9 protein-coding genes are annotated in these 12,165 nt (G+C 65.3%); 8 read left to right on the top strand and 1 reads right to left on the bottom strand.

The genetic code is table 11. The features are described 5' to 3' along the window. Nucleotides 1–12: 12 nt before the first annotated feature. The 3 genes from ACYG9Z_RS20405 to ACYG9Z_RS20395 are packed head-to-tail and all read left to right on the top strand — an operon-like array spanning nt 13 to nt 4,587. Nucleotides 13–1,092 (top strand): ATP-binding protein, encoded by a 1,080-nt coding sequence (locus ACYG9Z_RS20405; RefSeq protein ID WP_023687038.1) that lies wholly within the window; start codon nt 13–15, stop codon nt 1,090–1,092. A gap of 4 nt (nt 1,093–1,096) precedes the next feature. Then, nucleotides 1,097–3,349 (top strand): DUF5682 family protein, encoded by a 2,253-nt coding sequence (locus tag ACYG9Z_RS20400; protein ID WP_023751851.1) that lies wholly within the window; start codon nt 1,097–1,099, stop codon nt 3,347–3,349. 2 nt (nt 3,350–3,351) lie between these two features. Continuing rightward, complete coding sequence (locus tag ACYG9Z_RS20395; protein WP_023709955.1) at nt 3,352–4,587, top strand: VWA domain-containing protein; 1,236 nt, start codon at nt 3,352–3,354, stop codon at nt 4,585–4,587. Here the strand turns inward: ACYG9Z_RS20395 and tssH are convergent, their stop codons facing one another. Beyond that, entirely contained in the window at nt 4,588–7,362 is a 2,775-nt protein-coding gene (tssH, locus tag ACYG9Z_RS20390) for a type VI secretion system ATPase TssH (RefSeq protein ID WP_023751850.1), read from the bottom strand. A 325-nt stretch (nt 7,363–7,687) separates the two neighbouring features. Here tssH and tssA point away from each other — a divergent pair, with 325 nt between their 5' ends. From tssA to tssE, 5 genes are read left to right on the top strand one after another with little or no spacing between them, the layout of a single operon-like run. Continuing rightward, nucleotides 7,688–8,866 carry a type VI secretion system protein TssA gene (gene tssA, locus ACYG9Z_RS20385; RefSeq protein ID WP_023687034.1) on the top strand — a complete coding sequence of 393 codons (1,179 nt, stop codon included), beginning with the start codon at nt 7,688–7,690 and terminating at the stop codon, nt 8,864–8,866. 6 nt (nt 8,867–8,872) lie between these two features. Continuing rightward, the gene (tssB, locus tag ACYG9Z_RS20380) at nt 8,873–9,409 is read left to right on the top strand and encodes a type VI secretion system contractile sheath small subunit (protein ID WP_023673718.1); all 537 of its coding nucleotides are present in this window, start codon (nt 8,873–8,875) and stop codon (nt 9,407–9,409) included. A 3-nt stretch (nt 9,410–9,412) separates the two neighbouring features. Next, nucleotides 9,413–10,918: a type VI secretion system contractile sheath large subunit gene (tssC, locus tag ACYG9Z_RS20375; RefSeq protein ID WP_023682611.1), complete on the top strand. Its 1,506-nt coding sequence runs from the start codon at nt 9,413–9,415 to the stop codon at nt 10,916–10,918. Nucleotides 10,919–10,970: 52 nt separating this feature from the next. Next, entirely contained in the window at nt 10,971–11,420 is a 450-nt protein-coding gene (locus ACYG9Z_RS20370) for an Hcp family type VI secretion system effector (RefSeq protein ID WP_023673716.1), read from the top strand. Continuing rightward, a complete protein-coding gene (gene tssE / locus ACYG9Z_RS20365; RefSeq protein WP_023687033.1) occupies nt 11,407–12,162 on the top strand; it encodes a type VI secretion system baseplate subunit TssE in 756 nt (251 codons plus the stop codon). The genes ACYG9Z_RS20370 and tssE overlap by 14 nt, the downstream gene beginning before the upstream one ends. Nucleotides 12,163–12,165 lie beyond the last annotated feature (3 nt).

Below are 12,165 nucleotides of genomic sequence, written 5' to 3'. Positions count from 1 at the left end.
GAGAACAGCACCATGAACGCAGCCATCCGCCTCCCTGTCGAGCAGGCCTATGCCGCTGAACTGCAGGCGCTGGCGCGCAATGACGAACGCCAGAAGCCGGCCGGATGGAGCCTGTCGCCGAAGGCCGTGCTGACCTATCTGCTCGGCGGCAAGGCAAGCGACGGCACCGTGATATCGCCGAAATATGTTGGCCGCCGCCGGCTGATGGAAACCGCGGTGGCGACACTCGCTACCGACCGCGCGCTGCTGTTGCTCGGCGTTCCCGGCACCGCCAAGTCCTGGGTGTCGGAACATCTCGCCGCCGCCATCATGGGCAACTCGACGCTAATCGTGCAGTGCACGGCCGGCACCGACGAGAACCAGGTCCGCTACGGCTGGAACTATGCGCAGCTTTTGGCCAAAGGGCCGAGCCAGGAGGCGCTGGTGCCGACGCCGCTCTACCGCGCCATGGAGAGCGGCAAGCTATGCCGCCTGGAAGAGTTGACGCGCATGGGCTCCGATGTACAGGATACGCTGATCACCGTGCTGTCGGAAAAGATGATGCCGATCCCGGAACTCAACACGTCGCTCTATGCCCAGCGCGGCTTCAACATCATCGCCACCGCAAACAACCGCGACAAGGGCGTCAACGAGCTGTCCTCGGCGCTGAAACGCCGCTTCAATGTGGTGGTGCTGCCGCTGCCCGAGGACATGGCGGAAGAGGTGGCGATCGTCTCCAAGCGGGTCGACGAGATGGCCGGCGGCCTCGACCTGCCGGTGCCGAAAAATGTCGGCGAGGAGATTGCGCGCGTGCTGACCATTTTCCGCGAGCTGCGCTCGGGCGCAACCGCTGACGGCAAGGTGACGCTGAAGACGCCTTCGGGTTCATTGTCGACCGCCGAGGCGATCGCCACCATGGTCGGCGGCCTCAGCCAGGCGGCGTGGTTCGACAGCGGCAAACTCGGCGCCGAAGGCCTCGCCGCCAGCCTTGTCGGAGCGATCGTCAAGGACCCGGTGCAGGACAAGGTGGTGCTGGAGGAATATCTCGAAACGGTGCTCAAGAAGCGGCCGGACTATGCCGGCTATTACGCGGCGCTGAACGCAGCGATCTGAGGTCATGAGCGACGTCGCCTATTTCGGCATCCGCCATCACGGGCCGGGCTCCGCCGACAGCCTGGTGCAGGCGCTGCGGGACTTGCAGCCGGTCGCGGTGCTGATCGAAGGGCCGAGCGACGCGTCCGCCCTGCTGCCATTGCTGGCGCGCCCGCAGATGCAGCCGCCGGTGGCGCTGCTCTGCTACCCCGAGGACGATCCGGCCGCGACAAGTTTCTGGCCGTTCGCCGAGTTCTCGCCGGAATACCAGGCGGCGGTGTGGGCGGTGGAGAACAAGGCGGCATTGCGGTTCATCGACCTGCCGTCATCGGCACGGTTCGCGGCACCGGCAACCGACGACACCGACAAAACGGCTGACGCCGACAAGCCCGAACCCAAGGACGAAACCGGTGAGGATGGCGAGCCCGCATCGCATCGCGACCCGATCGGCACGCTGGCTGCGGCCGCCGGCTATGAAGATGGCGAAAGCTGGTGGGCCGACATTATCGAGCAGAATCCGCAGCCGGGTCCAATCTTCGCTGCCATCACCGATGCGATGACGACGCTGCGCGACGGCGAAGGTGCGATCGCGCCGTTCGAGGCCAAGCGTGAAGCGCATATGCGATTGGAAATCGCCGCCGCGCGCAAGGAATTCGCCGGACCGATCGCCGTCGTCTGCGGCGCATGGCATGTGCCGGCCCTGCAGGCCGCGCACACGCAGAAGAACGACCAGGCGCTGATCAAGGGAATTGCCCGGCGCAAAGGCATCATGACATGGGCGCCATGGACCGGGCCGCGTCTTGCGCTGGGCTATGGTTATGGCGCTGGCGTCGTCGCGCCCGGCTGGTGCAAGCATCTGTGGCGCACACGAGGGCGGCGCGACGCCGCGACGCTGTGGCTGGCGACGATCGCGGCGGTGCTGCGGGCGAAGGGCCATCTGGTGTCGACCGCGTCGCTGATCGAGGCCGAGCGGCTTGCGCGCACACTGGCTGCCATTCGCGAGCGGCCGAAGCCCGGCTTCGAGGAATTGCGCGATGCCGCGATCGCGGCGCTGTTCAACGGCGAAGCGGTGCTGTGGGCGCTGGTCGAGGCCGAGCTGCTTTTGGGCGCGGATGTCGGCGAGATTCCGCCCGACACGCCGCTGGCGCCACTGATCGAGGACCTGCAGCGCAACCAGAAGGCGGCGCGGCTGAAGCCGGAGGCGCTGGAACGCGAGCTGTCGGTCGATCTGCGCAGCGAAAGCGGACTGTTTCGTTCGACATTGCTGCACCGGCTGAACGTGCTTGGCGTGCAATGGGGCAGGCTGGCCGACGCCGGCCGCAGCCGCGGCACCTTTCGCGAAAAATGGACGCTGGCCTGGGAGCCGGAATATGCCGTGCGCCTGGTCGAGAACCTGATCTACGGCCCGACTATCGAAAAGGCCGCCAATGGCCGCCTGATCCAGATGCTCGGTGCGGCCGCGAGCCTCGACACGCTTGCCGCCCTTGTCCAGAGCGCCATTACGGCGGATCTGTCGGAGGCCGCGAGCGCCGGCCTTGTAGCGTTGGAGGCGCGCGCAGCGCACAGCAGCGAATGCCTGGAGATGCTGGCCTCGGTGCCGCCGCTTGCCGACATCATCCGTTACGGCGAGGCGCGCAAGACCGAAAACAACCGGCTGTCCGGTTTGTTGGAACGGTTGATCGTCGAGGGCGCGATCGCGCTGCCCTATGCGGTGCGCGACCTGGACGAGCAGGCCGCCACCACGCTGGTCGGTGCTGTGCGCAAGGCCGACACGGCGATCCGGCTGGTCGAGCCCGGCGAAGGCGTGCTCGATGCATGGCGCAACGGCCTGACCGGCGTGCTGGAAGGTCCGGGCTCGACGGCGCTGCTCGCCGGCTGCGCCGCGCATCTGCTCTATGAAGCCGGCCAACTGTCGGCAGAGGACGCCGCCGGGCTGCTCGGACGCAGGCTGTCGCCTGGGACGCCGGTCGCCCAGGCAGCGGGGTTCTTCGAAGGTTTCTTCAGCACTGCCGGCCAGCGGCTGATCTACGACGAGGGCCTGCGCGGCGCCGTCGATGGGTGGCTGAAATCGCTCGACGAGGACGCTTTCATCGCGCATCTGCCATTGCTGCGCCGCGTCTTCTCCAATCTGGACTCGATGGAGCGGCAGCGGTTGATCGAGGCCGTGCTCGGCCGCACCGCAAGGTTGCCGGCCGGCCTGACGCCGGCGCCGGATGGCGGCGAGGGCTGGCGCCGTCACCTGGAGCGGCTTGGGCCATTGCTGGCGGGCGGAGTGTGACAATGGATGCCGAAGCCGAAGTGCCCGAACCCGGCCCAGCATCATCCGATAGCGGGCGCGAGCGCCGCTGGCGGCTGGCGATCGGCGCCGATGACGAGGCTTCCTCCGCCCTTTCCAGTGATGACAAAAAACTGTCTTCGGCGCTCGATGCGCTTTACGGCGACGGCGCCAATGCGGATGCCGACCCGCGCAAGCGGCGCGGCGGGCTCGGCCGCTCGGCGCCACGCGTGGCGCAATGGATGGGCGATATCCGCTCCTTCTTTCCCGCCCAGGTGGTCCAGATCGTCCAGAAGGATGCCTTTGAGCGGCTGAACCTGAAGCAGATGCTGATGGAGCCGGAATTCCTCAAGGCGATCGAGGCCGACGTCAACCTCGTCGCCGACCTGATCTCGCTGCGTTCGGTGATGCCGGCCAAGACCAAGGACATCGCCCGCACCATCATCGCCGACATCGTTGCCAAGCTGATGCAGCGGCTGGAGCAGAAGACCGCCGAGGCGATCCGTGGCGCGCTCGACAAGTCGCGACGCACCAACCGGCCGCGCCAACGCGACATCGACTGGCCGCGCACCATCTCGGCCAATCTTCGCCACTACCAGCCTGAGCACAAAACCGTCGTGCCGGAAAAACTGGTCGGCTTCATGCGCAAGCAACGCCGGCTGGTCGATCTCGACGAAGTGGTGCTGTGCGTCGACCAGTCCGGCTCGATGGCGAGCTCGGTGATCTACGCCTCGATTTTCGCCGCGGTGATGGCGTCGCTGCCGGTCGTGCGCACCAAGCTGGTCTGTTTCGACACGGCCATCGTCGACCTGACCGAAGAGCTCAGCGACCCGGTCGAGGTGCTGTTTGGCGTGCAGCTCGGCGGCGGCACCGACATCAACCAGGCGGTCGCCTATTGCGCCGACCGCATCGAGCGGCCGACCAAATCCCACTTCGTGCTGATCACCGACCTCTATGAGGGCGGCAACGGCCAGGACTTGCTGCGGCGGCTTGCGGCGCTGGTCCGGTCCGGCGTCAATGTCATCGTGCTGCTGGCGCTGACCGATCAGGGCCGGCCGGGCTATGATCCGGCGATGTCGGCTTCGGTCGCGGCACTTGGCATACCGGTCTTCGCCTGCACGCCGGACCTGTTTCCCGACATGATGGCGGCGGCGTTGCGGCGCGAGGATATCGGCGCCTGGGCAGCCGGCGCCGACATCAAGCTGATCCGCGCCGAGACGGAGCCGAGCAGTCAGGCCTGACTATTCGAACGAATAGGCAAACCCGTCAGTGGAAGCGCTGACGGTCACCTTGGTCATCTTCTCGCCGTCGAGCGACCGGTTCAGCACGCCGCGGCTGAGTTCCGGCAACAGCGTGTTGGTGAGGATGGCGTCGATCATGCGGCCACCGGACTCGATTTCGGTGCAGCGCGCCTTGACCAGCGCCATGACGCCGTCGCCGATCACCAGTTCGGCGTCGTGGCTGGCGCGCAGCCGCCGCGCGATCTTGCCGAACTGATGGCGGGTGATGGCCTCGATCATCGAATCCGAGAGCGGATAGTAAGGGATGGTCACGACGCGGCCGAGGAAGGCCGCTGGAAACACCTTCAGCAGTGGAGCGCGCAGTGCAGCATCGAGGCCGTCGAGCCCTGCCCTCACCGTGCCGTTGCCGGTCCGCTCCATGATGACTTCGGAGCCGACATTGGACGTCAGCAGGATCAGCGTGTTCTTGAAGTCGATGCGCCTTCCCTCGCTGTCATCCATCATGCCCTTGTCGAAGACCTGGAAAAAGATCTCGTGGACGTCGGGATGCGCCTTCTCGACCTCGTCGAGCAGGATCACCGAATAGGGTTTTCGGCGCACGGCCTCGGTGAGAATGCCACCCTTGCCGTAGCCGACATAGCCGGGCGGTGCGCCCTTGAGCGTCGAGACGGTGTGCGCCTCCTGGAATTCGGACATGTTGATCGAGATCAGGTTCTGTTCGCCGCCATAGAGCGTCTCGGCCAACGCCAGGGCCGTCTCGGTCTTGCCGACTCCCGAGGGGCCGCAGAGCAGGAACACGCCGACCGGCTTTTCCGGCGCTCCGAGCCCGGCGCGGCTGGTCTGCACGCGCTTGGCAATCATCTCCATGGCGTGATCCTGGCCGACGACACGTTCGGACAGCGTGGTGGCCAGCTTGAGCGCCTTTTCGGTCTGGCTGGACAGCATCCGTCCCGTCGGGATGCCGGTCCAGTCCTGGACCACGGCAGCTACCGCATTGCGGTCGACCGACGGCAGGATCAGCGGCGTCTCGCCTTGCGCGGTGGCAAGCTCGGCCATGAGTTCACGCAGCCGCGCCAGATCGGCGGCAGGATCTGACGGCGCACCTTCGGCAGCCGGCGCTTCGGTCTCGGACGTTTCGGCCTTGGGCGTCTCGGCCTTGGGCACCTTGGTCTTTTCTTCGTCCGGCGCTGCCGGTTCGGCTTCGGCCTCAGCTGTCGCCACCGCATCGAGCGGGACGCCGTCGCCGCGCAGCCGCGCGCGCAGTTCGAGGATCTCGGCAACCAGCGCGTTTTCGCGCTCCCAGCGCTCCTCGGCGGCGGCGAGCATGGTCCCGGCCTCAGTGAGCCCGGCCTCGACCCGCGCCTGCCGGTCAGTTACTTCGATGCCGATCGCGGCCTCGCGGCCGATGATGCCGCTTTCGACTTCCAGCGCCTGGCGGCGCCGCAAAATGTCCTCGACCTCGGCCGGCGTCGCATGCTGCGAGATCGCCACCCTGGCGCAAGCGGTGTCGAGCAGGCTGACCGCCTTGTCGGGCAATTGCCGCGCCGGGATGTAACGATGCGACAGGCCGACCGCCGCCTCGATCGCCTCGTCCAGGATCTGCACTTCGTGATGCTGTTCGAGCACGCCGGCTACACCGCGCAGCATGAGCACAGCGACCGCTTCCGACGGCTCATCGATCTTGACCACCTGGAAACGGCGGGTCAGCGCCGGGTCCTTTTCGATGTGCTGCTTGTACTCGGCCCAGGTGGTTGCGGCGATGGTGCGCAATTCGCCGCGCGCCAGCGCCGGCTTCAAGAGATTGGCGGCATCGCCGGTTCCGGCGGCACCACCGGCGCCGATCAGCGTGTGCGCCTCGTCGATGAACAGGATGACCGGCGTCTCGGATGACTGAACTTCGTCGATCACCGCCTTCAGGCGCTTCTCGAACTCGCCCTTGACGCTGGCGCCGGCCTGCATCAGGCCGACGTCGAGCATACGCACGCTGATGCCCTGCAGGGGCGGCGGCACGTCGCCCTGGGCGATGCGCAGGGCAAACCCCTCGACCACCGCGGTCTTGCCGACACCGGCCTCGCCGGTCAGGATCGGGTTGTTCTGCCGGCGCCGCATCAGGATATCGATGATCTGCCGGATCTCCGGGTCTCGGCCGACGACCGGGTCGATCTTGCCGTCATGGGCGCGCTGGGTGAGGTCTGTGGCGTATTTGGCCAGCGCGGAGTCCCCGCCCGGAGCTCGCCGCGGCGCCTCCGCGGTGGGAGCCACTGCTGCCGTGGCGCCGGCTTCGAGCGAACCGTCCACCACCTCGGCAAAGCGGGCGATGACCCCGTCGGCGTCGATCTTGTCGAATTCGCCGCTGATCTTCGCCACCAGGCCTTCCAGCACCGGCGTCTTCAGGCAGGCGAGCACGACATGGGCGCTGCGGACCTCCTCCATGCCGAATTCCAGCGTCGCCAGGTTCCAGGCCTCCTGGATGGCGTGAAAGATGTGGTCGGAAAATTCCTCGATCGAGGTGGCGCCGTAGGGCAGCTTGTCGACGGCGCGGGTCATTTCGCTGGTAAGCCGGCTGGCATCGACGCCGGCATCGGCAATGATCATCTGCACATCCGAACGCTCGGACAGCACCAGTTGTTCTATGAAATGGACGAGTTCGACGTAAGGATTGCCGCGCAGCTTGGCGCTGTCGGCGGCGGCCTTGAAGGCGCGCAGGCAGACCGGATTGAGCTTGCCAACCAGTTCCTTGCGTTTGAACCCCTGCGACGACCGGCGCTGTTCCATCGAACGTGCTCCTGCAATCTGCCCCGTCGACAGCCTGCCACATAAGCAGCCGCTTGACAAAGCGCTTGATGCAGCCGGCCTTTTCCCTTTGTGGAGAGTCCCGCGCCGCCAAATGCAGACAACCACGATTTTTTCTAATCCTATGCGATGCGCTTCACATACGAGGTTGGCCAAGCACGCCATGAATTGCGCCATCCGAGACGCAGTTGCACCGACATTCATTAGCGCTCGTTAACTTTTGAGCGGATGGCGAATTGTGGGAATATGCAACCGTGTGCTAACGTTGGGTCACGTACGGTTTTAGAGCCGGTCGCCGGGGGTATCTGTGATCGATCTCGCACTCTGGCTTGCTCCGCTGGACGGTGAAAATCCGTCAGGCGAAGACTTGCGCAACGATCCGGCTTTTCATGAGCTGGAGCGGCTCACGGAGCCGCAGGTCAAGGTCGTCCATGACGGGCGCAACAAGCCAGCCGCGCAATCGACCATTCCGGTCGACTGGCCTGCCGTGCTCGGCAAGGCCGAGGAGTTGCGTTCGCATGGCCGCGACCTGCGCCTGCTCGTCATTGTCGCCCGGGCGCTGGCCAATGAAGAGGGATTGGCCGGACTGGCACAGGGCCTGACCCTGATTGCAAGGACCTTCGAGACGCATTGGGAGACGATGCACCCGGCGCTGCGGGCCAGCCCCCAACCACGCGAGGCCGCCTTGCGCCGCCTCAACGCGCTGGCCGACCTGCAGAACGGCCAGGAAGGCCTGCTGGCGAACCTCAGGCAGATGGTCTTCTTCGCGCCGCGTCCCATCGGGCCGATCAGCGGACGCGATCTCGAACAGGGTGCGCTCGACGATCGCGTCATGCTTCAGGAAGCGGCGTCGGGATTGAATGCCACGGAGAAGGCAGCACTGGTCAGCGCGCACGGACAGCTCCTGAACCGGGTGGGCAGCGGTTGTGCCGCCCATCAGGACCAGGCCGGTGAACAGATGACGGCGCTCATCGCCGGGGCGCACGCAGCGATCGAGGCGCTCGACGCGGTCGATGCGGCGCTGAATGCCCGCCTTGACAGCAACGGGGCCGCCGTCCCGGACCTGAAACGATTTTTGCAGCGCGTGCTGACGACGCTGGAACGCAATACGGCGGTCGAGACCACGGAAGAGGCAGCGACGAAGGGGGCGGCCAGCCCGGCTGCTCCCCCGGCAAGCCCGGCCGCGCCGGTCAGAAACGGTCATGGAGCCGAGACGATGGCAAGCTACGCGGAGACCGGTGCGGGGCTCCCGGACAGGATTTCCTCGCGCGACGATGTGGTGAAGTGCCTCGACCTTGTGGTCGCGTTCTACGACCGCACCGAGCCGTCGAGCCCGATCCCGCATCTCGCCCGCCGGGTGCGCAGGATGGTGCACATGGATTTCGTTGAACTGATGGAAGACCTCGCCCCGTCGGGGCTCAAGGAATTCCGGCTGCTCGCCGGCGTTCCCGACGCCAAGAAGACTGCCCAGAAGGATGAAAGGTAGCAACACATGCCAGCCGAAAGCAAAGCGAAGGTCATCGAGCGAAATCGCGCCCCGCGCGTGCAGATCGCCTACGATGTCGAAACCTACGGCAGCCCGACGACGATCGAACTGCCGTTCGTCATGGGCGTGATGGCCGACCTGTCGGGCGCATCGCAGACCAGGGAAGCGTCCAAGACGGTGCTCGACCGTTCCTTTGTCGAGACCGATGCCAACCGCTTCCCCAAATTCATGGAAGCGCTGGGACCCAGGGTCAAGGCGCGGGTGAAGAACACGCTGCCGCAGGCCGAGGGACAGGAGCGCGACGAAGAACTGGCGCTCGACCTGACCTTCACCAAGATGGGCGATTTCGCCCCCGACAAGATCGCCGAACAGGTCCCGCAACTGGCCGAAATCCTCAAGATGCGGCGCCAGCTCGAGGAGCTGCTCGGCTTCATGGACGGCCGCGTCGATGCCGAAAAGCGCATCGCCCAATTGCTGAACAACCAGCCGCTGCTTGGCCAGATCGCCGCCCAGGCGCTGTCCGACGACAAGGGTGAGGAATAGATCATGGCCGAACAGCAAAAGACCGCAGCATCCGTCGCCGAGGCCGAGGCCGTCGATCTCGGCGAATTCAGCCAGCTCTTGGAGAAGGACTTCAAGGTCAAGAAGGACGACAGCGAGAAGCTGCAGCAGCTGGTTCGCAACCTGGCTCTGGCGGCGCAGTCGCGCTCCGAGACGACGACGATTTCGTCCAACTCGATCAAGTCGATCAAGTCGTTGATCGCCGGCATCGACAAGATGCTGACGACCCAGGTCAACGAAATCCTGCACGCGCCGGAAGTGCGGCAGATGGAAGGCACCTGGCGCGGCCTCTGGTACCTCATCAACAACACCGAGACGGATCAGAAGCTGAAGATCCGGGTGATGAACATTTCCAAGGAGCAGCTGGCCGATACGCTCGAAGACTATGAAGGCCAGATGTGGGACCAGAGCCCGATCTTCAAGAAGGTCTACACCGACGAGTATTCGATGCTCGGCGGCGAACCGATCGGCTGCGTCATCGGCGCCTACGAGTTCTCCAACCACCCGCGCGACGTCGGCCTGTTGCGCAACATCTCCGGCATCTGCGCCTCGGCGCACACGCCATTCATCGCCGCCGCCTCGCCACGGCTGTTCCGCATGGACAGCTGGCAGGAACTGCCCAACCCGCAGGACCTGCAGCAGATCGTCTCCAACCCGGCCTACGCCTCGTGGCAATCGCTGCGCGAGAGCGAGGATGCGCGCTATATCGGGCTGACCATGCCGCGCGTGCTGGCGCGGCTGCCCTACGGCTCGGAGACCGTGCCGGTCAAGGGCTTCTCCTTCGAGGAGGAAGTGCAGGGCGATCACAACAAATATGTCTGGATGAACGCCGCCTTCCCGATGGGCGTCAACATCAACCGCAGCCACAAGCTCTATGGCTGGGGCACGCAGATCCGCGGCGTCGAGAATGGCGGCACTGTGCTTAACCTGCCGGTGCACTCCTTCCCGACCGATGACGGCTCGATCGCGATGAAATGCCCGACGGAAGTCGCCATCGACGACCGGCGCGAGGCGGAACTGGCCAAGCTCGGGCTGATGCCGATCCTGCACCGCAAGAACACCGATCTCGCGGCCTTTATCGGCGCCCATTCGCTGCAGGATGACGAGACGCGGGCGGGCCGCCTGGTCGACCCCGACGCCCAGTCCAACGAGCGGCTCTCCGCCAACCTGCCCTATCTGTTCCCGGTCTCGCGCTTCGCCCACTACCTCAAGGCGATTGCGCGCGACAAGGTCGGCTCGTTCAAGGAACGCACCGACATGCAGATCTGGTTGACCGAATGGATCAACCGGTACGTGCTGGCCAACCCGGCCTTCGCCGACGACAAGGCGCGCGCCAAGCGTCCGCTTGCCGCCGCCGAGGTGCAGGTCGACAGCGTGGAGGGCCGGCCGGGCTACTACAACGCCCGCTTCTATCTGCGCCCGCACTACCAGCTGGAGGGCATCAACGCCTCGCTTAGGCTGGTGTCGGAATTGCCGTCCGTGAAGACCTGATTGCAGCAACCAAACCTTTGTTTGAAAGCGGTGGAGAACGAAAATGCCCACAATGAAGATCGACGGTTTTCTGAAAGTTCCGGATATCAAGGGGCCCAGCACACGCGACGGCCATGACGACGAGATCGAAATCCATGGCGTCGATTACAAGATGGTCGCGCCCTACGACCCCAATTCCCTCTCGCGCCGAGGCCGCGTGTCGATGGGCATGATCAAGTTCACCAAGCACTATGACAAGGCCTCACCCTATCTGGCCAAGGCCCTGTTCGAAAACAAGGCGCTGGACGAGGTCAAATTCTCCGCGCGGCGGACCATCGACGGCGAGAGCAAGGACTATCTGGTCGTTACCCTGACCGACGCCTCGATCATGGAATACGACATGTCGCAGGCCGATGATGAAGCCGACCTGATCCAGGAGGAAGTCTCCTTCGCCTACAAGAAGATCAAGTTCGTCTATGACGACAATGACGAAGCCGAAATGGATGTCTATGTCGGCAAGTGACGGGCGAGCAAAGCGCCCTGCCGCCGACAAGGTACAGGCGGGCGGTTCACGGGCCAAGCGCGAGGCGGTACAGCCTTCGCTGTGGGACCGCCTCGTCAACGACCTGCCGGGCCTGAGCTCGGAGATAGACGGGCTCAGGCAGGCTCTGCAGGAGGAGCTTGGCGCAGAGCGCCTGGACGAGCTGCTGGCAGACGGACCGAGGCGCATCGACGCCGATGACGCATTGAACCCCGATCAGAAGCGCCGGCTGCACCGGCTGGCGTTTCAGAACCGGCACCGTGGCGAGCTTGAAAGCCGAGGCATCGTGGTGTCGCCCGATGTGCTGCGCGAGGCCGTGCGGCGCGACATCGAGGCGCTGTTCAACACCGAGCGTTTCGAATCCGCGCCGCTGCTATCCGATCTCGAGGCCGAGCAGATGACCGACAGTCCGACATCGCTGGCCGACTTTCCGGAGGTGCGCCGCAGCGTTGTCAATTATGGCGTGCCGTCCTTCTCCGGCCGGTCGTCGCGCGACTTCGATCGCGATGTTCTGGCACGCGAGATCCGCGCCGTGCTCGCCGCATTCGAGCCGCGGCTGAAGGAGAGCGCGACGAAAGTCACGGTCAACCTCGGCGACAAGACCGGCCTGAAGATCGAGATCGACGCCGTGCTGATCATGACGCCGACGCCCGAGCGCATGCGCCTGCGCACGACGATCAATCTCGACAACGGACTGGCGCGCACCGAGTTCAGGGAAGCCTGAGAG

The sequence above is a fragment of the Mesorhizobium sp. RSR380A genome (assembly GCF_054719385.1).
This window is presented reverse-complemented; position numbering and strand designations above follow the sequence as displayed.